Source organism: Trichococcus shcherbakoviae, from assembly GCF_963666195.1.
GTDB lineage: Bacteria > Bacillota > Bacilli > Lactobacillales > Aerococcaceae > Trichococcus > Trichococcus shcherbakoviae.
The window spans coordinates 80500-106970 of the sequence record NZ_OY762653.1; the positions used below are offsets into that span (position 1 = coordinate 80500).

General features: G+C 41.0%; 18 protein-coding genes. 14 read left to right on the forward strand and 4 right to left on the reverse strand.

Translation table 11 applies throughout. The features are described 5' to 3' along the window. Position 1 precedes the first annotated feature (1 nt). Together ilvB and ACKPBX_RS00345 are read right to left on the reverse strand one after the other, a co-directional pair. Entirely contained in the window at positions 2-1702 is a 1701-nt protein-coding gene (gene ilvB / locus ACKPBX_RS00340; RefSeq protein WP_462709215.1) for a biosynthetic-type acetolactate synthase large subunit, read from the reverse strand. Between the two features lie 359 nt (positions 1703-2061). Further along, positions 2062-2931, reverse strand: a complete 870-nt coding sequence (locus tag ACKPBX_RS00345; protein ID WP_319995682.1) for a patatin-like phospholipase family protein — start codon at positions 2929-2931, stop codon at positions 2062-2064. 173 nt (positions 2932-3104) lie between these two features. Between ACKPBX_RS00345 and ACKPBX_RS00350 the strand changes: the two genes are divergently transcribed. Together ACKPBX_RS00350 and ACKPBX_RS00355 are read left to right on the forward strand one after the other, a co-directional pair. Continuing rightward, positions 3105-3878 (forward strand): ABC transporter ATP-binding protein, encoded by a 774-nt coding sequence (locus ACKPBX_RS00350; RefSeq protein ID WP_319995683.1) that lies wholly within the window; start codon positions 3105-3107, stop codon positions 3876-3878. A 242-nt stretch (positions 3879-4120) separates the two neighbouring features. Beyond that, complete coding sequence (locus ACKPBX_RS00355) at positions 4121-5662, forward strand: flavocytochrome c (RefSeq protein ID WP_319995684.1); 1542 nt, start codon at positions 4121-4123, stop codon at positions 5660-5662. A gap of 240 nt (positions 5663-5902) precedes the next feature. Here ACKPBX_RS00355 and ACKPBX_RS00360 read toward each other — a convergent pair whose 3' ends face one another. Then, on the reverse strand, positions 5903-7627 hold the full coding sequence (locus ACKPBX_RS00360; RefSeq protein WP_319995685.1) for an ABC transporter ATP-binding protein: 1725 nt from the start codon (positions 7625-7627) through the stop codon (positions 5903-5905). 392 nt (positions 7628-8019) lie between these two features. On the opposite strand from ACKPBX_RS00360, the gene ACKPBX_RS00365 reads away from it, so the two are divergent. Further along, positions 8020-9435 carry a hypothetical protein gene (locus ACKPBX_RS00365; protein ID WP_319995686.1) on the forward strand — a complete coding sequence of 472 codons (1416 nt, stop codon included), beginning with the start codon at positions 8020-8022 and terminating at the stop codon, positions 9433-9435. Positions 9436-9464: 29 nt separating this feature from the next. On the opposite strand, the gene ACKPBX_RS00370 is transcribed toward ACKPBX_RS00365, so the two are convergent. Further along, complete coding sequence (locus ACKPBX_RS00370) at positions 9465-10889, reverse strand: IS5 family transposase (RefSeq protein ID WP_319995687.1); 1425 nt, start codon at positions 10887-10889, stop codon at positions 9465-9467. A gap of 67 nt (positions 10890-10956) precedes the next feature. On the opposite strand from ACKPBX_RS00370, the gene ACKPBX_RS00375 reads away from it, so the two are divergent. From ACKPBX_RS00375 to ACKPBX_RS00425, 11 genes are all read left to right on the forward strand, one after another. Next, the gene (locus ACKPBX_RS00375) at positions 10957-13161 is read left to right on the forward strand and encodes a hypothetical protein (protein WP_319995688.1); all 2205 of its coding nucleotides are present in this window, start codon (positions 10957-10959) and stop codon (positions 13159-13161) included. 2 nt (positions 13162-13163) lie between these two features. Further along, on the forward strand, positions 13164-15311 hold the full coding sequence (locus ACKPBX_RS00380; RefSeq protein ID WP_319995689.1) for a hypothetical protein: 2148 nt from the start codon (positions 13164-13166) through the stop codon (positions 15309-15311). 58 nt (positions 15312-15369) lie between these two features. Then, on the forward strand, positions 15370-15747 hold the full coding sequence (locus ACKPBX_RS00385) for a hypothetical protein (protein WP_319995690.1): 378 nt from the start codon (positions 15370-15372) through the stop codon (positions 15745-15747). 497 nt (positions 15748-16244) lie between these two features. Then, on the forward strand, positions 16245-17528 hold the full coding sequence (locus ACKPBX_RS00390; protein WP_319995691.1) for an O-acetylhomoserine aminocarboxypropyltransferase/cysteine synthase family protein: 1284 nt from the start codon (positions 16245-16247) through the stop codon (positions 17526-17528). A gap of 691 nt (positions 17529-18219) precedes the next feature. Continuing rightward, complete coding sequence (locus ACKPBX_RS00395; RefSeq protein WP_319995692.1) at positions 18220-19353, forward strand: sugar ABC transporter substrate-binding protein; 1134 nt, start codon at positions 18220-18222, stop codon at positions 19351-19353. A 103-nt stretch (positions 19354-19456) separates the two neighbouring features. Further along, entirely contained in the window at positions 19457-20989 is a 1533-nt protein-coding gene (locus tag ACKPBX_RS00400) for a sugar ABC transporter ATP-binding protein (RefSeq protein ID WP_319995693.1), read from the forward strand. Then, positions 20973-21956: an ABC transporter permease gene (locus tag ACKPBX_RS00405; RefSeq protein ID WP_319995694.1), complete on the forward strand. Its 984-nt coding sequence runs from the start codon at positions 20973-20975 to the stop codon at positions 21954-21956. Before ACKPBX_RS00400 ends, ACKPBX_RS00405 begins: the two co-directional genes overlap by 17 nt. A 16-nt stretch (positions 21957-21972) precedes the next feature. Then, on the forward strand, positions 21973-23199 hold the full coding sequence (gene mtnK, locus ACKPBX_RS00410) for an S-methyl-5-thioribose kinase (protein ID WP_068559383.1): 1227 nt from the start codon (positions 21973-21975) through the stop codon (positions 23197-23199). A 13-nt stretch (positions 23200-23212) separates the two neighbouring features. Beyond that, positions 23213-24286, forward strand: a complete 1074-nt coding sequence (mtnA, locus tag ACKPBX_RS00415; protein WP_068559385.1) for an S-methyl-5-thioribose-1-phosphate isomerase — start codon at positions 23213-23215, stop codon at positions 24284-24286. Between the two features lie 9 nt (positions 24287-24295). After that, positions 24296-25474, forward strand: coding sequence for a RuBisCO large subunit C-terminal-like domain-containing protein (locus ACKPBX_RS00420; RefSeq protein WP_319995695.1), 1179 nt, complete (start codon positions 24296-24298; stop codon positions 25472-25474). A gap of 79 nt (positions 25475-25553) precedes the next feature. Next, positions 25554-26459 carry a thiamine pyrophosphate-binding protein gene (locus ACKPBX_RS00425; protein ID WP_319995696.1) on the forward strand — a complete coding sequence of 302 codons (906 nt, stop codon included), beginning with the start codon at positions 25554-25556 and terminating at the stop codon, positions 26457-26459. Positions 26460-26471: the final 12 nt, after the last annotated feature.

The window sequence follows — 26471 nt, forward strand, 5'->3', positions numbered from 1 at the left end:
CCTACACACCTTCCATTTCATTATTTGGCCTGCCTGAAGCAACCATAGGGTATACCAATTCATCTTTGGAAATCAGGATATCCAAGACATAAGGACCAGGATAATTAAAGGCTGTCTGGATCGCTTCATCCACTTTATCGGGATCGGATACCCTCGCAGCTGTGATACCATAAGCATCAGCAAGTTTAACAAAATCAGGTGAATCCGGAATCTCGGAATGAGAGTAGCGGCCTTTGTAAAATTTGTTCTGCCATTGATGAACCATGCCCAGTACTTCATTATTCAGAATAAAGTACTTCACATTCAACCTGTTGGCATTCAGGATCGCCAATTCTTGGTTGGTCATCTGGAAGCCGCCGTCTCCGACAAAGCAGACAACCGTTTTGTCAGGATAGGCCATTTGAGCGCCGATCGCTGCCGGAATGCCGAAGCCCATCGTTCCCAAGCCGCCGCTTGTCAGCAATTGCTTGCCGTACTTGAACGGGTAATATTGAGCCGCCCACATCTGATGTTGGCCAACGTCGGTAACAACAATGGCTTCACCTTGAGTCAATTCACCGACTTGCTCGATTACATGTTGTGGCTTGATGAAGGTATCGGATTTTTCATAACCGAAAGGGTGCTGCTTTTTGTTGTCCATCACATGGCTGAACCAAACGGAGTGGTCAGGCACTTCAGCCAATTTCGTGTCGTTCAGCATGATCAGAGCCAATCTGGCATCAGACAATACCGGGATATCGGTGTGCATGATTTTGCCGATTTCGGCATTATCGATGTCAACATGGACAATGACGGCTTCTGGAGCAAAATTGGTAGGGTCGCTTGCTACACGGTCATCGAAGCGTGCCCCGAAGTTTAGAAGTAAGTCACATTCCATCAAAGCCATATTCGAAGCATAAGAGCCGTGCATGCCGCCCATGCCCAATGCCAGGTCATGTTTGATGGGGAAGCTGCCCAGACCCAACAGCGTGTTTACAACGGGAATTTGGTAGTATTCCGCGAAAGCCAGCAGTTCTTTTTCAGCCTGGGCATGGATGACGCCTTGACCGGCCAAAATGATCGTTTTTTTGCTTGCAGCGATCGCTTCGTTCACTTTAGCGATCTGTTCAGGGACAGGCAGACATTCCGGTTTGTAGCCCGGCAGATTTTTGTCGGGTTGGTTGTACTCTTCATAAGAGACTTCCTGGATACCGATGTTTTTTGGGATGTCGATGACGACCGGTCCTTTTCTGCCTGTATTCGCAAGGTAGAAAGCTTCGTGGATGATGCGCGGGATATCCTTGGCATTGCGCACTTGGTAATTGTATTTCGTAACAGGTGTCGTCATGCCGATCATGTCCGTTTCCTGGAAAGCATCCTTGCCGATGCCTGCTTCATGCACTTGTCCAGTGATCACGACCAATGGAATGGAATCCATTTGAGCGGTTGCGATACCGGTCAAAGCATTTGTTGCTCCCGGACCGCTTGTAACGATACAGACGCCCGGCTTGCCGGTTGCGCGGGCATACCCGTCTGCCGCGTGGACAGCGCCTTGTTCGTGTCTTGTCAAAACATGGTTCGATTCGGATTTGTAGAATTCATCGTAGATGTGCAGGACCGCTCCGCCTGGATAGCCGAACAGAACTTCAACACCTTCATTTTTCAACGCTTCAACAAGAAGGGTTACGCCAGTTTTTGTTTTAGTTTTCATTTCAGATTCCATTTTAATCTCCCCGTTTCTCGTTTTTCCTTAGTCCGTTTGCAATATGGATAAAAAAAAGCATCCTCATCAATCAATGATGGGATGCTTCATCCCATTTGATTACCACAAATAGGACTTAAACAATCTGCAAAAAATTTCTACAGTGTTTAACTCCTAGATTATTAAGACGATAATAATGTTTAGTGGATTCATCGTTTTCATATGGGATACCTGATTTCTATATGGATTTGTTATTGCTTAAGTGATTGATATAATCATATAAGATTTACATGAGAGTGTCAACGGTAATTTTCATATTATTTTCACTTATTTCTAATAATTGTCCAAAATGAACATGCCGGAAGATTCTTTTGTGCGGATCATCGTCTTGACAAAAAGTCCTGCAACTCAGGGAGCTGCCTTTCTGAGGCCCGTTCGGCATACTGATAATAGGCATCCAGGCGCTGCACATTCCGCTCCATCCTGCCAATGGAAAGCTGATCTGGGGCAATGACGAAGGCTTTGTTTTCCCGTTCCAGGTGCTCGATCAATTCCATCGACCGATTATAGGTAACGTGGCGCTGTTCGATGGCTGCTATGACTTCGGGATATGCCCGCAGATGCCGCCGGATAATGGCGTTGAAGCGTTGCTTTTCTTTGATGTAACCACGCGGACGCGTCAAAATGATCACGTGCTTTTTGTTGCCGTCTGCGATCGCTTTTTCGATCGGCAGCGAGTCGACGATGCCGCCGTCAAGATAGAATTTGCCGTTGATTTGGGTAGGGGGCATCAGCAACGGCACAGTGGAAGACGCCCTGATTTTGAGACCCAATTCTGCACTGGTTGCGATGTCATCCTTATCGAAATAAACAGGTTTTGCGGTTTCCATGTCGGTCGCAACAATCTTCATGGAAGCTGGATTTTGCTTGAATGTCTCGAAATGAAAGGGGATGTCGGTCGTGATTGCATCCTCATAAATATATTTTGTGTTGAAATATCCTTGCCCGTTGAGCAGATATTTCATTCCTGAAAAAGCCGGATTGGCGGCGATATCAACAAATGAAGCTTTTGTTCGGGTCAGGTCCCGGCTGACATAATTGATGCCATTGGCCGATCCGGAAGAGACACCGATGACATAATCCAAGTAGATTTCTTGACGCAGCAGGGTGCTGATGACTCCTGCGCAAAAAACGCCCCGCATGGCTCCCCCTTCTATGATCAAGGATACTTTTTCTTTGTTTTGTTCCATACATTTTTCACCTCATTCTATAGTATAGATGACATTGCGGTGTGATGCGATGCTTTTCTCATTTTTTGGTGTGTAAGGTCTGTGGTGGAGACAGCCTTTTCCGGATGGGGCAAATGTGGTATATTCGCAGTAAAGATACCCAAGAACCACAAAAATCTAGATGGGGTGATGGAATGATCAGATTCGACCACGTGAACGTCATTCGCGAAAAACGCAAAATTTTGAACGACATCAATTGGCACGCCAAAAAAGGCGAGCATTGGGCCATACTCGGCTTGAACGGCTCCGGCAAGACAACCTTGCTGCAACTGTTGAATGGCTATCTGTGGCCCAGCAGCGGCAAGCTGGTCGTTTTGGGCGAGACTTTCGGGCAGACCGCCATCCCCGAGTTGCGCAAACGGATAGGCTGGGTCAGCTCGGCGCTGCAGCAACAGCTGAATCCCAACGACATAGCCGAACACATCGTCTTGAGCGGCAAATTCGCTTCGATAGGCGTCTGGACAGTCCCGACGGAAGCCGAAAAACAACAGGCACTGGATCTTTTGATCAAATGCGGCGGAAAAGAAATGATCGGGTTTCGCTATGGCATCCTGTCCCAAGGGCAACAACAGATCATTTTGATCGCGCGGGCTTTGATGGCCGAACCGGAAATACTGATATTGGACGAGCCCTGCAATGGCCTTGATCTGTTCGCAAAAGAAAAGCTTTTGGAGGATATCCAGCAGATTGCCGATGAACCTGAAGGGCCGACGATGATTTATGTCAGCCACCATACTGAGGAAATACTGCCGTGTTTCAAAAAATTGATGCTGCTGAAGGACGGTTCCATCCATAAGACAGGCAAAACTGTTGACCTGCTGAAAGAGGAAGTCCTGAATGATTTCTACGAAAAACCGGTGCAGATGATTCACATGTCCAAGAACAGACTGGCGGTCTTTCCGAAATGAAGCCTCATAATCAAAAAAACAGCAGCGAAACCAATATACAGATACTTGGTTTCGCTGCTGTTTTTATTTGCAAATCTATCATGGCGCGAAACATTGCGCAAAATATATAAATGTTTCTGGTGAATCGGATTTTGATAAACAAGAATATTATCAGAAAGCCTTATTTATATAATTACACCTGTACAAAACATGATAAAAAAAATACAATGTAAAAGTAAGTAGAAGAAATGGGGGAGTAAAAAATGAAGAAGAGAATTGGCTTATTTTCTGCTTTAAGTATGTTTATATTGTTATCCGGATGTGGGGCGAACACGGACAACGCAGCTGACTCAAGCGCTGCTGTTGAAAGTGAGGAGTCTGTTGCTGCAAGTTCTGAATCAGTGGAGGCTGTGACTGGCGCATCAGAGGTTACCTATTCTGACCCGGAAGAACTGAAAGAAAGCTATGACGTCATCATCATAGGTTCCGGTGGTTCCGGCATGTCGGCTGCAATTTCAGCGAAAGATGCTGGCTTGAATCCGGTCATCTTCGAAAAAATGCCGGTCCACGGCGGAAACACAATCAAATCATCCGCTGGGATGAATGCATCCGCAACGAAGTTCCAAGCGGAACAAGGCATCGCAGATTCAAATGAACTGTTCTATAACGAAACATTAGCCGGCGGGAAAAATACAAACGATCCAGAATTGTTGCATTATCTTGTTGAAAATTCTGGTCCTGCAATCGACTGGTTGGACACAATGGGCATCACTTTAGACAACATCACCGTTACGGGCGGCATGAGCGTGAACCGTACCCACCGTCCATCCGATGGTTCTGCAGTCGGTCAATATTTGGTAGAAGGCTTATACGCGAACATCATGGAACGCGAAATTCCTGTGTTCGTGAATTCAGATGTGACTGAAATCGTCATGACGGATGATAAAGCGAGCGGCGTCAAAGTCGATTTCAACAACGAAGGTGAAATCACGGTTTCATCTGATGCAGTCATCATCGCAACCGGCGGATTCGGTGCTGATTTTGATATGGTCACAGAACTTGCACCGCAACTTGAAGGCTATGTCACAACTAACCAACCGGGATCGACAGGCGACGGCATCAAAATGGCGGAAGCTATCGGAGCCGCTGTCGTTGACATGGATCAAATCCAGATCCACCCGACCGTACATCAGGAATCCTCTTACCTGATCACTGAAGCGATCCGTGGTGAAGGGGCCATCCTTGTGAATCAGCAAGGCGAACGTTTCGTCAATGAAATGGAAACCCGCGACACTGTTTCGGCAGCGATCAATGCTCTAGAAGAAGGCTACGCATACCTGATTTTTGATGCAGGCGTGAAGGACCGCGTGAAAGCAGTCAACACGTACATCGAAAAAGGCTTTGTCCAGTCGGATGAAACAATCGAAGCTTTGGGTGGCCAATTGGAAATCGACAGCGCAACATTGGCGCAAACGTTGACTTCATGGAATGAAACGGTCGCTTCCCAAGTGGATGGCGCATTCAACCGTACAACTGGTATGGTTAACCCATTAGCAGCCGCACCATACTACGCAATCCAAATCGCACCTGGAATCCACCATACAATGGGCGGATTGAAGATCAATTCCAATGCACAAGTCATCAGCACGGAAGGCACTGTCATCGAAGGCCTTTACGCTGCCGGCGAAGTTACCGGAGGCGTACACGGCAGCAACCGTATCGGCGGCAACGCTGTAGCGGACATCATCGTATTCGGACGCCAAGCAGGGGTACAATCCGCCAGCTACGTTCAATCAATGGAATAAATGAATCACCAAAAACAAACAAGAACGGCAACCCAATCGCTGGGTTGCCGTTCTTGTTTGTTTTTGGTCGTGTGATTGTCTGCTTTTGGGTTCGAGTTCGTGATTATTAGCGTAATTCCCCGCCAAGGTCGTTTTGGCGGGTTTTATGACTGGGATTTTGACTGATTTTCCCCGCCAAAGAGGTTTTGACGGGTTATTTCTTGGTATAAATTCAATTCCCAAGTAGAAGGATTTGTACCACTACTGGTCGATCCCCAAGAACTGGGCTTCATAGAGGCGACGGTAGGTTCCGTCCTGAGCCAACAATTCCTTGTGCGAGCCTTGTTCGGAAATCCCTTGTTCATCGACGACGATGATCCGATCGGCATGTTTGATAGTCGTCAAACGGTGCGCGATGATCAGAGTCGTCCGACCTTTCGACAAGTTATCCAATGATTCCTGGATGACTTGTTCGGTTTCGGTATCCAGCGCGGAAGTCGCCTCATCCAAGATTAGGATCGGCGGATTTTTCAGGAACATGCGCGCAATCGAAAGCCGCTGCTTTTGCCCGCCGGACAATTTCACACCGCGTTCCCCGATCAGCGTATCGAATCCAAGAGGCATCTCGGCGATGACCTTGTCGAGATTGGCCATCTGGGCTGCTTGGGCGATTTCGCCATCTGTAGCATCCAATTTCCCGTAGGCGATGTTTTCCCTTACGGTTCCCGGAAAGAGGAAGACATCCTGCTGCACGACGCCGATTTGGTTGCGCAAGGAACGGAGCGTCAGATCTTGGATGTTGATGCCGTCGACAGTGATTGTCCCTTCCGTTGCTTCATAAAAACGGGGAAGGAGGTTGCACAAGGTTGTTTTCCCCGCGCCGCTTGGACCGACGAAAGCAACAGTCTCTCCGGCCCGGATCTTCAGATCAATCCCGTCCAATACTTTTTTCGAACCGTCATAGCCGAACGATACTTGGCTGTAGACGATGTCGCCGTTCAGATGGCTCACTTCGATGGCACTAGGCTTATCCAGAATATCCGGTGTGCGATCCAACTCTTCGGTGAAGCGTCTGAATCCGGCGATCCCTTTCGGATAACTTTCGATCATCGTGTTCACTTTTTCAATCGGCCGGACAAAAATGTTGGACAAGAGGATGAAACCGACGAACTCGCCGTAGGAAAGCTGACCCTGGATCGTGTAGTAGGCGCCGAAGAACAGCGCAAACAAGTTGATCAGCCGGATCAGCAAATAGTTATAGGAAGAACTGATGCCCATCATTTTGTAGAAAGCCATTTTGGAACGGCGATAAGCTTGGTTCAATCCTTCAAACCGTTTCGCTTCATAGGCTTCGTTTGCGAATGCCTGCACGACGCGGATACCGCTGACCGAAGCTTCAATCCCCGCGCTGAATTCCCCCAGATCTTCAAAAATGCGGGTGTTGATTTTGGTCATTTTCTTGTTGAAAAAGACGAGCGCAATCGTAATGAAGGGAATCATGACGAAAGTGGCGATCGCCAACGGCACATGGATCTGCAGCATCAACAGAAACGATCCCAATAAAGTGATGATGGTGATGAAGATATCTTCGGGTCCGTGATGCGCCACTTCCGAAATCTCGAACAGATCTGTCGTCAGCCGCGCCATCAATTTGCCGGTCTGCTGATCATCATAGTAACTGAAAGGCTGCTTCTGCATATGACCGTAAAGTTCCCGGCGCATATCGGTCTCGATGTTGACCCCGAGTACGTGCCCGAAATAGACGACGACATACTGCATCGCAGTGTTGACGATGTACAAAACCAACAACCCCAGCGAAACCAAGAGAATCAAATTCCACTGCCCGGAAGGCAAAATGGAATCAATGACGCTGTTGACAACGACCGGGAAAGAAAGTTCCAGGACAGCCGCCAAAATAGCGCAACAAAAATCAAGCAAAAACAGATGCTTGTAGGGTTTATAATAGCTGAAAAAACGTTTAAGCATAGGTACCTCCTCTAAAATCATTCAAATATAGTTATAACACAGATCGATGGAATGAGGTATCGATACGCTTCTTAACTTAGACGCCGATTTCTGATTTGAAACCTATTTGAATAATGTTGATTCAAAACTATATAGTGGTAAAATTATACAAAAGAAATATCATGCAATTAGTACACTATGATGATGAGAAATCCTCATAGGGATTTTATGTAAAAAATCGCATAAATCGTTGCATAATTTAGCTATTTCAAAAATTTATAAGCAAAAAAGTGTTTTTAGTAAATGATTAGAAAAATTATCCATAAAAAAATTATTAATATGTACCACAGAAAACATATTGTTCGACACATGTGCTGTGTATTTAAAAATAAATTTTGCTGGAGGATAGGCTAATGATTAAAACTATTATCGACAATTATTTTCAAAATGATGATCAAAAAACCGGGTTAATGCTTTTGAGTTTGCCAACAGGCAGCGGAAAAACACATAATGTAATCAACAGTATTTATGACAGGATTCCTTCCTTAGCACAGCATCAGAAAGTTTTCTTTATAACCAACCTAAAAAAGAATTTAGATTTGGAAAAGTTGGAGGGGTGCTATAGAGCAGCCGGCAGGGGCCAGGATTACCAAAATGAAGTATTACAAATCAAATCAAATGCAGATTATATCCAAAAAATACTTGAAATACAGATTCCGGAACAATTCAAAAAAGAGTCCTACCGTAAATTAGTAAAAATAATAAATGATTTAAAGCGGACAGAGGGATACATTAAAAAAAGTCAGGATCCGCATGTGGGCCACATTTTCCGCGATAACAAAGATAAAATTTTAGGTGATATACGCTTAAAGTTAGAACCTGAATTCCGAAAATTTATTTCCTCAGAATTAAAGAAAAACTTCAATACCCCCAATCAAAAATTAGATGCCATCAAAAATAATTCCACCTACCAATGGATTGGTGAACTTTATCCGTCTGTGTACACCAAAGAGAGAAAAGTATTTTTTTTGAGCATGAAAAAATTCCTTTCACAACACGCCACATTAATCGAACCTTCCTATCATTTCCTAAATAATCCCATCACAGAGAACGCTGTTATCGTTTTGGATGAATTTGATTCCACTAAAGATACAGTATCAAATCACTATATCGAAGAAGCTCTTAATTACAGAGGCGAAATTCTTAGCACATTCAAACAGATACGCTCTGGATTGAATAATGAGCAAATATCCAAAAAAATTATCATTTCGAAAGGACCTATCAAGGAACAGTTAGAGGCACTTAGACATGAATCGAATCGAATTTATGACGAATTCTTATTGAATCTATCCTATAAAACGAATGAAGGGGACATAGATCGCAATCGTAATTTTCTTTTCCATAGTGATACGTTCATATCCATTCTCAGCAAATCAAAGGATTATATTCGAACAACGCCAAATATTGCTGAGGGAAATAATATGCTGATATCCTTCGAATCTCACGATAGATATAATAAAAATGCAAATTATCAAATTGATGTCAGTCTATACAGCCTATTACGTCAAGTGAATAATTTTATCCGCCGTTTTCGCAGAACTGTTTTTCTTTGGGCGCAAACATTAGTGAGTGACACGATGAATGCAAGCGATCAAGGAGGCGGAGAACCTCAAATAGAAAAAATCATATCCACCATATATTATGATTTCTCGCTCACAGAAGATGTTGTGCATTTTTTGATGAAAGATATTGAAGGAAGGTACACATCAAGAAAGAAAGAGAAACAACCATTACGGGATACATCTTTTTATACAAACGGGTTTAATTAATGCCTGCTGAATAAATCCCTATTTTTAGCTTACGGCTTCATTAGAGGTTCAATTCTAGGGGAGCTCATCCATTGGATGAAAGTCAAAAAAATGCGCAATGAAACCTTGGACAGGTTCATTGTAAGGATGGATAAAGCAATCACACAGAGACTGGTCTCTTCAAGGCGTGTTCGAATAAGCCTGAGCCCGAACTTTCTTTTCGCCAGGCTGAAGCCTCTCTCTACCTCTACTCGATCGCAGTTGTCGCTGTATTCTTGTTTTTTGTCAATCTTCTGATCCTTCTTGGGCCTGCCGAGCGACGGGCCGGATAATCGGATTCCGAGTTCTTTGCAGTAGCTTAAGTTTGTGCGATTTCGGTATATTTTATCCGCCAAAACTCGTTCAGGATACACTTCCATCCGTTCTTTGTAGCGTTCCACCGCAACTATGAGGCATTCGCTCTCGTTGTAGGCATCGAAAGAAATTTTCTCGATTCGGGCGTACCCATTGGTTATGCTCATGTCCAGTTTGGCTCCGAACTCCACCGGGTTCTTGGCTTTTCCGCGGACAATCGGGCGGATAAATGGCTGGCTGATACTGACGATGCGATCCTGCACTTTGTGCGTCCTACTTGTGTGCATGTAGAGCTGCTGTTCATACAATTTCCGCAAAGTTCCCAACAGGTCGACTTGCTTCGCTCTTAGCGTATAACCTTGCTCCATAAATGCGTCGATGTATCCTAAATCCCGCCGGATGTAGTTCAGTTGCTTGCCGATGGCTTTGCGAATTTGTTTGCCACTTTTCTTTTTCTTGCGTGCGATGTTGAGATAATCCCTTCGGGCTATTTTCCGATAGGTACGCGGTTTGGGAAGGTGGTTTGCTTCGCAGATTTCGTCGATGATGCCTTCCAACTTTTCCCGACATTCGTTCAACAGTTCCGTGTCTTGCGGGAACTTGATTTCTGAAGGCGCGCAAGTGGCATCTAGAATGAGCGTCCCTTCATTCTTAGATCCCGATGCATCATTGTCATCACTATTGTCATTATCGTCAGCTTGGGAATCATCTGCTCCATCCTCTATAGGTTTGAGGATCAATTCATTGATTTCAATCAGAATTTCGGAGGAGAGACGTTTGCGGAAGTGCACCATCGAAGAAGCATCGAACGGCTTTTCATCCTTATAGGAAGGTAGTCCGACAAAGTACTGCAGATAGGGATTTTCGCGAATCTGATTGACGACTTCGGTATCTGCATACTGAAATTCACTTTGAATAATCAAGGCACCTAGTGCCATCCTTACCGGTTTGGCGATGTTGCCTCTGTCACTGCTGAACAGAGCAGCGTACTTATCTTCAATGACTGACCAGGGAATCGAATCTGCTTTTTTGACCCAACGGTTTTCTGGGTTCATCGTAAGGCCCAATGGCTGATCGAAGTCATAAATGGTTAATTGCCGATTCGTCTGCTTTTTGTACATTTTCATCGCCTCTTTGTATCATTTTTGAAAAAAGTGCACGGGTTTTTGGTATTTCCCTCTGGAATCCATGCATCTATTATACCAAAAAACAGCTAAAAACGCTGTTGCGATAAGGTTTGTTAATTATTCAGTAGACATTAATTATTACGAATTTATCGATGATGAGGAACACAGTACCACTACCAATTTTGGATATACCGAATTAAATGATACACCAGAAAAATGGTTGTTGAAAATCAGTATGCGGGCGAAAGTTTTAGGCATATCAGCGACTGCGCAAATTGAATCAGTATTGTGCAATTATGATATTCCTTTTTTAAAGGATCAATTGGGCAGCAATTTTCTGCTTCTGGAGAATTCAGAACAGAAAAAACTGGAGGCTAATTTCAAAAAAGAAATGGAAGCTTATCATAATGGTAAGGTCACTGTCCGAGTAAATGTAATTGATGAAGCAGCAATTCGATTGCAGCAAAGTATTACAGATCAGTTCATGGATCTACTGGAAGATATAGATGAAGCAGAGAGTGAAAGTATTAAGTTGAGTCACCTGTTATCTAATTTAAGCAATACTGAAAATAGAGAATATATATCTCACCGTTATTTAAATCTGTTCAGGGTACTGAAATATTTTTTGAGAAATAGCGATATGGAGTCACTTCTTGTTCTGAATATGCCCTTACCAAAAATGGATCATCCAGCATTCGATGAGACTTACATCCGCAAATTTTTTGAGCAAATTATATTGCTTCATTCCGCTGATGGACAGTTAACAAATGCTGAATTGGTCATTCTAAATAGCCAAGACTTTGATTCAAAGAAAGATGAACTTTTGCAGAAACTAGGGAAAGGTTCTAAAGTTGCTGTCTTGTCTTCTTATTTGACAATAGGTGCCGGACAAAATCTGCAGTACCCCGTCCCTGAAAGTAACTCTTGTTTCTCTATACAACCCAACAAGCAAACTGATAAACGAAACCAGACAAAGGACTTTGATGGACTTTACCTAGGTGATATAACCTATAACGTTTTGAGTTCGAGTCAGTTATTCAAAAATCAAGCTACTGGGTCAGAAAAAGAGTTGCTGAAATATTTATTTCAAATTGAGTCCTTATCCGAGAATAGTGAAATTTCGCCCGCTAAAAAACGGGAATTCGTCAAAGAAGTATTCACGAAATATAGTAATGGCAGTACTGGCAAGGTTTATACGGATATGAGTCTCTATAATTTAAAAAGCACTAGGTTGGCGTTAACGAAGACCGTTATTCAGTCTGTAGGAAGAATTTGCCGGACATTCAACAAGAAATCAAATATACATATTTATACAACAAAATCGGTACTGGAAAAATTGGATGATACTTCAATAAATCATAAATTGTTGAATCCGGAAATGGATGCATTATTCTTGGAACAAGCGGCACAACACATGAAGACGCCAGTACAACAACCCGAGCAAGAATGGAAAGCAAGTAAGATTTCCTCACGTGGCAAACAAGCCATCATGGAAATATTAGCGGGAGATTGGGACACTGAAAAAATGACGCTTTGGAACAATTTAAGGAATCTGGTACTAAGCAATCCAACAGCTTGCGCCGAAATTGTAGATGTGAACCCACTTATGAAGCAATTGTATATCGCTGGAGATGTACCTTTAAACAAATATTTTTTTGCTCAAAGGAGTGATTTTAGTGAGGTCAGGATTAGCTTGAAATCTTCGAGCTTGGCACAATTCAAATATTCCTTAAGTGAGCCTGAACAAAAATACAACTATATATCCGAAGTGAGCGAAACAGAAGCTCGACTATCCCATTTGCTTGATTTTCCAGGGATGAGTCAATTTTTTGAAAAAAATGGCTGGGCGACACAATTTGAAGAACAGCCCTATATTTTATCACCTGTCCTCTTCCATAATATTTATAAAGGATCTCTTGGAGAGGTAGCCGGGAAATTTATCCTTGAGCAATCCGCAATAGCATTAAAGCCTATAACAGATCCGGATAAATTTGAATTCTTTGATTACGAGGTGGCTGATTCACCTGATGTCTACATAGACTTCAAACATTGGAAGGAGACATTTACCGCAAACCATGTACAGATGATTCAAGCTATATCCAAAAAGATGGAAAAGATTGGTGCAAAAAAAGTTTTCATTATTAATTTATTGGGTGAAGGAAATTACACAATACATGAGAATGAGGGGATTATTGAAATTCCTTATTTGTGGCATAAAGAAAACGGTCTAAACCATAAGGCAATCCAACCATTGGGAGGAAAATAGCCATGTTACAAACAAACAAGATTCACTACGAATTAGATTGCGACAAAATAAATGCGGATTTTGATGTATTCAAAATTACCAGAACGACGAATTCCTATATGGGTACTGCTAAGATAATTGATGGGGCATTAGAAGACTACCATTCAATCGCCGTCAATTATCAGCAAGGAAATTCCTTTCTGATTCTTATCAAAAAGGGGAGCATTTCAGAGTATCAATTCCGAAAGAATGTACAATATTTTTGCGATAGCCAAAATATAGAATCAGAATTCAAAATCACACAATTAAACATCAATGATTTGGCTAGCAATGGCAAGAAAGATGATGAACTGCAGGTAATGCAGTTATTGTTGAATAGCTTATCGAATGCTAAAAATGAGAAAAAGCACTATCAAAATTTGACGGGTATGCTGCTTTATCAGCATGAATCATGGGTCAGAAAAAATGATATGCATTTCTTGCGCATTCAAATAGATGGTGAATCTATGCTGCAAACGAATGTTGTAACTTTTTCAAAGCTTTCTGCATTAAAAAAATATCATGTTAATGTGGATAAAAAGGCGAGGTACATTTTGGATGAAGGCACGAATAGATTGCGTAGAAAGTTGTCTGATGATGTTTCTGAGGATGAACAGACTTACATCGAAAAGCCTATCAGCAAGAAGCATAAAAATACCGTTGATTTTATTGATTTTCAGGATCAATCTTCTTTTTATAGAACTAAAATGGGCATAACACTAAGATTTTTGGAGGACGTCGAAAAATATCTTTCTTCTTATGTAAAACTAAGAGTTGAAAAGATACCTTCTTACAAAAACGTCCAAGTATCTCATCAACTGCAGCTATCGGAAGATGACTATAAACAATGGATCCAAGGACAACAAATTCAATTGATCGATGCTGTCGGAAATAGCCAATCGGGTAATTTGGTGGACTACATTCAAGGCTTTTTCCTAACGGCTTGTGGAACATCATTAAAATTGGGTTCTGAAAATCAAGAATCAAATGGATTGACCATTAAGATCATCCATAATCGGGATTACTATGAAAACAGCGGAATACCTGATCCACATCAAACTGAAAATTCAAATCAGCAAGTCATCCAACATGTTACGATAGAAGATTTTAAATTAAAAAATGAAGAATTTGATAAGAAGAAAAGCAAGGATGCAAGACTTATAAAAATCATTCAAGAACTTTGGATAAAACAGGACATACAACAGAATCATCTAACTATAGTTAAATGGCCTTCATTTTCTTTTGAGAATGATTTATATTTTGCATACAGAGAAATTTTAAGTAGAAAGCCAGTTTATTATGAAATGCAAATTCAACAGACGGGAGCATTTAGTATTCAACAATTAAAGTCGATAGATTCTGCCACTTACCAAATTGAAACAAAGCTCAATTCTTTTGACAAACACTCCTTTGATTACAATATAGAGGGACTGGTTTACGCAAAAAATGATTCAGGGGAAATTCAAAATAGCGCGATTATTAGAAAATCTTCTCAGTACACCATTCCTGCGTTAACAGCAATCAAAACGATACTACGAAGCCCAATTGCTGGAAGTAAGCTAAACAAAACGCATTTACTGGAGCTATTGGATTCTTTTTATGCCGATGTCACAGAAACCGAATTTGATGAAGTGAAGGCAAAAAAAATATTGAGTGGGACAGAAGATGCTAAAAGTAAAATTATGAATAGTCCTGATGAGGTGATTACACTAAATGACTATCGCGTATTTTGCGGCCAGTCGTTGTTTGCGACAAGATTCCGGTGGTATATTTTTGATGAAGAAGAGATTGTTGTGAACCATCATATGCGGAATGAGTCTTTTCGGGGCAATTTGCTGCAAAGTATAACAGATATTCGTTATTATAAGGAAGGTGACGCAATTTGTTATTTTGTGGGCGTAAAAGGAAAGGGCATGCAAAGTAAAATCCCTAGAGCTGCTACGATCAGGACAATTTATCCTGATTTCTCGGGTGGCAAAGATACCGAGATAGTAAAATTGTTACCTCTTCTTTCTGCTACTTTTGTTAGAAATGGACAATATACAGTATTACCATTTCCTTTTAAGTATTTGCGTGAATTTGCCAATATAAATGGGAATAATTCCGACGGTTTTGGCGAGTCAATCGGTTAATAAAATACTGTGTGGATAATAAGTTTGACTTTTACTGACTCACGGGAGGAGCAATGTGATGACTGAATATGAAAAAATAAAAAAGATTGAAGCATATGTCGGTGGCTACTTTGGTGGTTATTACCAAGTTGAAGTAGATTTGGAGAATAATTCGGTCAGTTGGACTACTGGCGGTGAAGGCAAACTGGAAGAAATAGTTCATAAAAACATTCGCTTAGCCACTGCAAAAAAATTCCTTGAACAGCTGGAAACATTAGATTTGTTGAATTGGGAAGAGGAATACGTAGATCCGGGTACCCTCGATGGGACACAATGGCAAGTGGATTTAGTGATGGAGGACCTTACAATCACTAAACATGGATGCAACTGTTACCCTGAGCAATGGGGAAAATTCCGACAGGCCATCTCTAAAATCACAGGAAAGCCATTCAGGTAAATTTATACTACAAAGCAAACATTCAACTATTTCCAGATAAATTCTCTGGATGGCAAACTGAAAATGAACGTCACCCCAAATTTGAGGTGGCGTTCATTTTTAGTTATTGGAGTTAGTTATCTTCCGAATGGCGCTCGCCGACTTGGAACTCATCAGCGTGCTTCGGAGTCTTTTTTAGAGGTCTCAATAATAGGAAAATGTCACACTAGATAATATACGTAATCAAAATCACTAGTGCTGTAGTGAATAATCCCAATCTTATCTTGGATGAGTAGAGAGTATCCAACGCTAGAATGTACTCAGGTTATAAATAGGGAGATTTCTTAGTAGTTGCGCTTCTTGTGATCGTTATTATCTATCATACTTGACCTGTATTATATGATATTCAAAGCTTAGTTGGCATGGTAGCATTTGGTTATCAATATTTGCAAGCTACTGCAGATATCCAATACTGAGTTAAAATACTCAGAAACGAACCTCGAAGGGAAAGATAATAGATGTCAGAAAATAATTATAGCTTTGAAACATTGCAAGTGCATGCTGGGCAAGTACCGGATCCTGTGACTGGTGCCCGTGCAGTCCCAATTTACCAAACAACCGCTTTTGTTTTTGACAGTGCGGCACAAGCAGCGGGCCGTTTTGCTTTGACTGATGCAGGCAATGTCTACACCCGTTTAACGAACCCTACCACAGCAGTCGTGGATGCACGCGTTGCAGCGTTAGAAGGTGGAACATCAGGTATTACAGTAGCATCCGGATCGGCGGCGATCACATACGCAGTCCTGAACGTTGCGGGCGCTGGAGATGAAATTGTCGCTGCAAGCACATTGTACGGTGGAACATTCAACTTGTTCGGTGCAACGTTGAAGAATCTGGGAATCGAAACGACTTTCGTCGATCCGGATGATCTGGATAACTTCGAGGCTGCCATCACCGAGAAAACGAAAGCAATTTTCATAGAATCAATCGGCAACCCAAGCATCAACCTGATTGACATCGAAAAAGTGGCTGATATTGCGCATAAACACGGCATCATCTTGATCGTCGACAACACCTTCGGGACGCCTTATCTGATCCGTCCATTCGAATTCGGAGCGGACGTCGTTGTCCATTCCGCAACAAAATTTTTGGGCGGCCACGGCACGACAATGGGCGGCGTTATCGTTGAATCTGGAAAATTCGATTACAAAGCGAGCGGTAAATATCCTGGTTTCACGGAACCGGATGAACACTACAACGGCTTGGTCTATACCGATCTAGGCCCAGGAGCTTTCACTACCAAGATCCGGGTGCAACTGTTGCGCGACACCGGCGCTTGCATCGGGCCAATCGACTCTTTCTTGTTGTTGCAAGGGATCGAAACGCTGTCGCTGCGCGTTGAACGCCACGTGGAAAACACCCGTAAAGTCGTTGCCTACCTCGTGAACCATCCGAAAGTATCTTGGGTGAGTTATCCGGAATTGGAAGGCAATAAGTACAAAGCCTTGGCTGATAAATACTTTCCAAAAGGAGCCGGATCGATTTTTACATTCGGCATCGAAGGAGGTAAGCAAGCTGGGATCGAATGGATCGACAAATTGCAACTATTCTCCCTGTTGGCGAACGTTGCAGATGCGAAGTCTTTGGTCATCCATCCGGCAAGCACAACCCATGCCCAATTGAGTGAAGATGATTTGGTGGCTGCTGGCGTTTCCGGAGACATGATCCGCCTGTCCATCGGAATCGAAAATGTGGATGACATCATCGCAGACCTGGATCAAGCGTTCCAACAAATTAAATAAATAAAATAATCTTCATAAAGAGCACACCTATAAGATTGGATACGAAGGAAAGTATCCAATCTTATAGGTGTTTTTTTAATATTGATATTTCACAACAGCAAAATAATTTATAATTTGGTAATGAAAAAGATATTCAGATTTTATTTTTTTTAAATCACAAAAATAGAGGGATATTTTCTGAAAAAGCTAACTAAACAACAAGTGCGTGTTCGGAATTTACTATCATTTTTGTTCGGTAATACATATTTTTCATAAACCAAGAATCATGTTAATCTTTTTATGTTGCGTTAAATAAATAATAAACGAATGAAAAATGAGTAAAAAATATTGAAAACAGGAACAGAGTATGCAAATTTCAAGGAACATCAAAAATAATTTTTGAATAACGCTCTATTTAAAAGCAATTAAACTAATTTCAATTTGTGCGGACTGACAGTCTTTATTAAAGCAGTGTAGTAATTATTTTATTAAATTATATACCGTCAAATATTAGTTCTATTATGAAAGCATATTTATTTTACACGGAGTAAGTAAGGCAAGTTGTATTTTGTGGTCTAATTTAGTTCAGTTCATTTGTATATATTATTGTACTGCAACAGTTAATAAATCAAGGATGTTTTAAATGTTTCATTGCTAAATTTGAGCGGTTGGATAAGGCATATTAATAATCAAAAAATGGAGGAGAAATTATATGAAAAAGAAGATTGTATTTCCAGCATTAACTATATCAATGGCCGGTTTATTTTTGCTTGCAGGATGCGCTCAGAGTACTGGTGACTCAAATACGTCAGAGGAAGTAAGCGTAAACAGCATAACTCAGGAAAATTCTACGAATATACCCGAAGCGATAGCGAATGATGATGAGATAAAAATAATGGTCATAAGAAAAATCGGAGGGGATGATCATACTGCGCAATTCCTCGCAGGCGTGACACAAGAAGGCGAGTCTATGGGAATAACGGTGGACACCTATAGTGCAAATGGAGACAGCGCAAAATTTCATGATGCTATCAATCAGGCCGCAGAAAAGGATTATGATGGTTTTATCATATCCCATGGCGACGATGAAGCAACATTAGAGGATATCAAAAAAATCACTGATAAAGGTATACCTGTAGTTACATTCGATTCTAATCCCGAAGCAGCTAAGATAGACGGAGTAACACTGACTTCACAGGATGATGAATCATTGGCACTCCTTTCGTTAAAAAATCTAATTCAGGATCACGATGGTGAGGCAAATATAATTTATTTGTGGGTAGATGGATTCCCTCCAATGGTCAATAGAAACAGGGAATATGACGTGTTGTTGGAAAAATATCCTGGAATCAATGAAGTGGAAAGATTCGGTATTGCAGCATCTGATACATCGGTCCAGACTCAAAATGCTGTAGCTGCAATGCTTGCTAAATACCCGGAAGGTACGATTGATGCAATCTATGCTTCTTGGGATGCTTTTGCTATAGGTGCTCAACGTGCTGTGAAAGAAGCTGGACGTGATGAAATCGAGATATATGGTATTGATGTGTCGAATGCAGACTTGCAAGCTATGCAAGAAGAAAACAGTACATGGGTGAGTACGGCTGCAGTAGATCCGAAGCTTATCGGAGCAGTTGACACAAGAATCTTACTTAAGAAAATTGCAGGAGAAAGCACACCGAAATATTATGATTTAGAGGCTGCACTAATAACACAAGACAAACTTGAAGATAGTGGAGAAACCATAACTATGGAAACTTTGTCTGAAGTGATATCTGGCTGGGGAGAAACAACAGCATTCGAAGAACCCTGGATGACAACGTTAAAAGCAGAAAACTCAAAATAATTCATAAAATGGCCAGTGAGACTGTGAAGATTCACTGGCCATTTTATTTAGTCAGTATGAAACTACTAATCAAAATTAGATATAACAGGAGAGCGGATGCATAATGAGCACTTTTAATTCAGCGCTTTTAGAAATGAGAGATATTTCATTAGAATTTCCTGGAGTTAAAGCATTGGAAAATGTTAATTTTATCTCTTTAGCGGGGAAAGTTCATGCGGTAGTTGGTGCCAATGGTGCAGGGAAATCAACCTTGATGAAAGTTTTGTCAGGGGCAAATAATTCTTTTTCAGGGGATATCTATATCAATGGCGATAAGAAAAATATTAATACACCATCTGATGCAAAAAAAATAGGGATTCAGGTTGTTTATCAGGAAGTGGATATAGCCCTTATCTCCAATTTAACTGTGGCAGAAAATATTATGCTTGACGATATGGTTAACAATATGGAGAAGAGGGTATTCATTAATTGGAAGGAAATTCATAAAAAAGCCTCGGATGTTCTCGGAAAATTAAATTTAGATATAAACACGAAAAAGCAAGTAGATGAATTGACTCTTGCAGAAAAACAGATGGTTCTAATTGCAAGATCCATATACCAGAAATGCCAGTTGCTTATTTTGGACGAACCAACCGCGCCCTTAAGCAATTTGGAAACTGAAGAGTTATTTCGCGTAGTAAACGATTTGAAAACTGCAGGTGTGGGGGTCATTTTTATATCTCATCGACTTCCTGAATTATTTCAGATCTGCGACGATGTGACGGTTATGCGAAACGGAAAGATAATTTCAAACCGAAAAATATCTGAAACAACGCAAAATGAAATCGTCGAGGATATGCTGGGAAGGAAACTTGAAGATATTTTCCCGGAAAATAGGAGGAAAATTGGTAAGACAATATTTGAGACAGTCAGTTTGACTGATAAAAATAAATTGAAAAATATAACCATTCAATTAAATCAGGGAGAGATCATTGGCATCGCAGGTTTGGTAGGAGCAGGAAAGACAGAACTGTGTAAAGCCTTGTTCGGAGATACTGAGGTGATATCAGGTGATGTTCTGTTAGAAGGTAAGAAGCTTGATTTAAAAAGTCCCTATTATGCAGTAAGGAACGGAATTGCTTTTGTACCGGAAGAAAGACGCAAAGAAGGAATATTTTCAGAAGAGCCAATTACAACAAACATTACTTCAGCAAATATAGAAAAGTTCAGTAAATTTGCCGGATTTTTAGATTTCAAAGGTGAAATAAAGACTACGATAAAATCCATAGAAGCTCTAGGAATAAAAACTACAGATGAAAAATGTAAAGTTGGATTACTATCAGGCGGAAATCAGCAAAAGGTTGTAATTGGTAAATGGTTGGATGCCGATGCAAGGATATTTATTTTCGACGAACCAACAAAAGGAGTAGATATAGGGGCAAAGAGAGATATATTCAACCTGATAGATAAACTGGCTTCGCAAGGAAAAGGAATCGTCTATGCATCCAGCGAACTGTCAGAAATCATGGGTATAACAGATAGGGTTTATGTTTTATACGATGGAAAGATTGCAAAGGAGTTTGAAACTGCTAACACAAATGAAGAAGAGGTGTTGTTTTATTCTACAGGGGGAGGAAATTATGGAATTAAAATATAAAGAAAAGATTGATAGTGGGATTTTTGATTACTTGTATAAATTCGGAACGATTGTCACCATAGTTTTTTTGATAATGATATTCGGCATAGTCGAGAGTTCTTTTTTACAGCCAGAAAATATCATCAATATCTTAAGGTCCATATCAATCGTAACAATTATAGCCGTAGGTGTTACAGTTTCCCTTACAGTAGGCGGTTTTGACTTGTCTGTAGGCTCTGTAGCGTCTGTAGCTGACGCGGTAGTACTATCGATGTTTGTCTGGTATAACCAGGTTACATGGGTATCCATACTTGTTGCTCTGGGAGTTGGACTAATAATGGGTGCGATAAACGCATTGCTAATAGTAAAAGTTAGAATACCGGATATGCTGCTGACACTAGCTACCATGTTCATATTTCAAGGTGTGGCACAGACCTATACAAGAGGCGCTACAGTATCTAAAAATATGATTATGCCTGATGGTAATTTTGCACAAGGGAACGTAACTGAACTTTTCAAAAAATTGGGCCAGGTGCCATGGATAATAATAATAATGGTTGCCATAGTGATCACTGTTCACGTATTCCTTACAAAAACAAAACACGGTAGATATATGTATGTTATTGGGGGAAATCAAGAAGCAGCAAGACTTTCAGGAATTCCTGTGAAAAAATATAAGGTGTATGCATATCTGATATCTGCGTTTTTTGCTTCTGTTGGAGGGATCATCCTAGCGTCCAGAGTACAGACTGCTGAAATAAATGCAGGATCAGCATATCTTATGGATGCAGTAGCGGCTGCATACATTGGATTTTCTGTTGGTGGCTCCGGTAAACCTAATGTGCTGGGAACATTTGTAGGAGCCATACTGATAGGAATACTTCAGAACGGACTCGTTATGATGTCCGTTCCATATTATTCCATGGACATAGTGAAGGGGCTTGTACTTGCTTTTGCTTTAGCCCTTACCTATTGGAGAAAAAAATAAACTGGAGGTAGGGAATGTGTCAAAATTCACAGAAGGTTATTTTACGATGAATGAGGACGATGCCTTGGAATATGCAATCACCGAATTGGGATTGTTCAATCCGGAATCTATGCTCAGTTGCAAAGAAATCGGAGATGGCAACTTAAATTATGTGTTCAGAATTATTGATGCGAATTCAGGTGAGGCAGTGATTATTAAACAGGCTGGACCAATCGCGAGAATTTCCGATGATTTTAAACTTTCACCGGACCGAAATAGAATAGAGAGCGATATCCTGAAGATTCAGCACACTCTGGCAGAAGGATTTGTGCCTGTAATTTTTAAGTATGATTCTGTCATGAACTGTACGGTAATGGAGGATTTGTCAGACCACAAGATCATGCGTGCAGCTCTTCATGAGCACAAAAAATTCCCGCTATTTGCGGAGCATATAGCTACTTTTATGGCCAATACATTACTCTTGAACTCAGATGTTGTCTTGGATCATAAAGAGAAAAAGCAATTAGTGAAAAACTTTATTAATCCTGAATTATGCGAAATAACGGAAAATCTGGTGTACACAGAACCTTTCTATGACTGTGAAAGAAATGATGTGACTCATGCTATAAGAGAATTTGCACTGAAGGAACTGTGGTCAGATGACAAATTACTTTTGGAAACTGCAAAGTTGAAATTTGAATTCATGAATAACGCTCAAACTCTTGTGCATGGCGATCTTCATACAGGATCTATATTCATAAAGGAGGATTCAACAAAGATAATCGACCCTGAATTCGCTTTTTATGGGCCTGCAGGTTATGACGTCGGTAATGTGATCGCAAACCTGATTTTTGCATACGAAAATGCGGAAGCGCGTATAGAAAACCCTAATGAAAGAGAAGAATATAAATCATGGCTTGGAGAAACGATTGTGGATGTAGTGAACTTGTTCAAAGCGAAATTCAATAAACTATGGGAAAAAAGAGTCACTGAACAAACGGCAGCTTATATCGGATTTCAAGAATATTACTTGGATAGCATCATTCGGGATACTGCAGCAGTTGCAGGTTGTGAATTAATCAGAAGGATAATCGGGCTTGCTCATGTAAAAGATATTACAGAAATAGAGGATCCAAAAAAAAGGGAAAGGGCAGAGAAAATATGTCTTTCAGTAGGCAAAAAATTCATCCTTGAGAGGGATTCCTATAAGGACGGCAGAGATTTTATAAACATAGTAAATTCAATCGAGAAAATCATAATCTGACAGGAGGTGCATCATGGATGGATTTCAAAATTCAGGCGTTGCGGTCACTGAATCAGTTAGGCTTGATGACGACAATAATGCCTTGATTATTTTAGATCAGACGCTTCTGCCTAATGAAAAGAAGTATTTAGAAGTGAAGAAAATTGAAGATGTATGGGAAGCAATCCATTCGTTAAGAGTGAGGGGCGCTCCAGCAATCGGAATTGCTGCTGCATTTGGAATATACTTATGGGCAAAGTCATCTCAATCTGAAACATATGAAAATTTATTTGAAGATTTTATAAAGGGCAAGGATTTTCTTGCAACGTCTCGCCCTACTGCAGTAAACCTTTTTTGGGCACTCGATAGGATGGAAGACAGGTTAAAAGCTGAGGAACACAATAAAAAAGCAGAAATGATTGCTGCGCTAAAAGACGAAGCGGAAAAAATTCGCCTGGAGGATGAACAAGTCTGTGAGGCGATCGGCAAAAACGCCTTATCACTACTTGAGCCAGGATGGGGAATACTAACTCACTGCAATGCTGGAACAATAGCAACATCCGGATTAGGTACGGCCTTAGCACCTATTTATCTGGGACAAGCTGAAAGTTATGATTTCAAAGTGTTTGCAGATGAAACAAGACCTTTACTTCAGGGAGCCCGGCTTACAGCATGGGAACTGAAAGAGGCAGGGGTGGATGTTACGCTGATATGCGACAATATGGCTTCCATCGTTATGAAGGAAGGGAAGATACAAGCCGTTCTGGTGGGGTGCGACAGGGTTGTGGCCAATGGTGATGTAGCTAATAAAATAGGAACTTCCGGTGTGGCAATATTGGCAAATTATTACAGCATACCTTTTTATGTATGTGCACCTTTATCGACGATAGATTTAAAATGCGAAACGGGAGATAGCATTGAAATAGAGATCCGCAATGGGGAAGAGATAACTTCAAAATGGTACGAGAAGCCTATGGCTCCTGAAGGTGTCAATACGTATAATCCTTGCTTTGACGTGACTGACCACAAAATAATAACAGCAATTATTACAGAAAAAGGTATTGCTTACCCTCCATATGAAAATAGCCTTAAGAAATTTTTTGAATAGTAGAAATTTTTGAAAGAAGAAAGGAGACAAAAAATGTTTTTTTCTGGTGATAGCAAGCTGCAGCTCCCCTGTGAAAGATTTACTGTGATATACAGAATTTGGGGTGATAAACAAGAAGCTCATGAAAAAGCAAAGGATATTTGTATTGAACAGACCGTAGAATTCCCTGAGGAATTTATTCCAAAAGGAGTGATAGCAAATAATATTGTAGGAAGAATAGAATCTTTTGAATCCTATGATAAAAAAAGCTATACAGCATTTATCAGTTATCCCGTGGAAGCTGCTGCAAATGAGTTTACCCAGCTTTTAAACGTCATTTTTGGGAATATAAGTATGAAACCCGGTATAAAAGTTGAAAAACTGGACCTCCCTGAGTCAGTGCTTAAGAATTTTAAAGGACCAAGATATGGCAAAGAGGGCTTAAGACAGCTGTTGGGAGTTGAAAATCGTCCGTTGTTATCTACGGCACTTAAACCAATGGGTCTGACCAATAAGGAATTAGCAGATCTTGCGTATAAATTTGCACTTGGGGGCATAGACATAATAAAGGATGACCATGGTATATCTAATCAGGCTTTTTCTCCTTTTGAGGAAAGAGTTCATCTTTGTGTGGAGGCTGTAGAAAGGGCAAATAGAGAAACAGGAAATAGAACAATCTATGTGCCGAATATTACTGCTGAAAGCAACCAAATCGTAAACAGAGCCAGACTGGCAAAGGAAATTGGGGCAGGTGGGCTCATGATTGCGCCTGGGCTTACAGGTCTGGATGTTATGAAACAAATTGCTGAAGACGATAGCATAGCGCTTCCTATCATAAGTCATCCAGCTTTCCAGGGAAGTTATGTTTTGGGCAATAACGGAATATCTCAACAGGCGCTTTTTGGACAAATCGCCCGTCTTGCTGGAGCCGATGGGACTATTTTTCCAACCTTTGGCGGCCGTTTCTCATTTAGCCGTGAACAATGCATAAACATAGCGCACGCTTCAGAGGAAAAGATGGGTAATCTGAAGCCGATTTTCCCTTGCCCTGCAGGCGGGATGAGTCTTGAAAGCATTCCCGAATCGCTGCAAGCATACGGAAATGATGTGATTTTCCTCGTAGGAGGAGGCTTATTTAAACATGGGCCTGATATTATCCAGAACTGTAAATATTTTCGTGGGCTAGTCGAGAAGATCAGCAATGTCTGAGATTTGAAGTTGGATTGATTTTTTTATTTTTTATATTTACAAACATTGCTAGGATTTTTTTAAGAAAGGGAGATTTATTGTGGGGAAATCTTATACTTATCAGGATGTCGAAAAAGCAGCTCATAATATCCGGAAAAATGTTTTGAAATTAACGCTAGAAAGAAACGGTTGTTACTTAGCACAGGCCTGTTCTTCCGCAGAAATTTTAGCTACGCTTTACATGAAAGTATTGCATTTGAGTAAGAGCAAAGCGCCAATGCAGCCCGGCCTGTTTCCAGGAGCTCCATCAAGAGAGAACATGGAATACTTGCAAGGTGCAGCATACCATGGTGATTTAGGTGCTGGAAATGATCGTTTGTTTATATCCCCAGCTCACTACGCTGCACCTGTTTATGCAGCATTGATAGAATGCGGAAGATTGGCAGAAGATGCTTTGGATAAATTCAATACAGACGGTTATGCAATGGAAATGATTGGCGCGAATCACACACCCGGATTCGAAACAGCTGCGGGAACGTTAGCGCAAGCTATCAGTACCGCAGGTGGAACTGCGCATAGTAGAAAATTGAAAAATGAAGATGGCCGAGTATTTGTTTTCATGTCCGATGGCGAATTACAAGAAGGGCAATTATGGGAAGCCATCCAAGCGCTCTCATTTTATAAATTAGATAATTTCGTATTGTTCGTCGATGTAAATGGTCAACAAGTAGAGGGATTAACGAAGGATGTAATGAACATCGAACCAATTGACAAGCGATTTGAAGCTTTTGGTGCAAAAGTTATTACAATAAACGGCCACGATGTTAAGGAAATTAAAAAAGCGACAACGAAGGGTGAAAAAGATAAACCTTTGGTCATCCTGTGTAAAACATCTGGTACGACAGACATACCGCTTCTAGAGGAAAAGAAGCCATATTTACATTTCATTCGCCTAAAAAAAGGTGAAGAATATGACAAATTCAAAAAATTCTATGACAAATATTAATTTGTGAAAGGA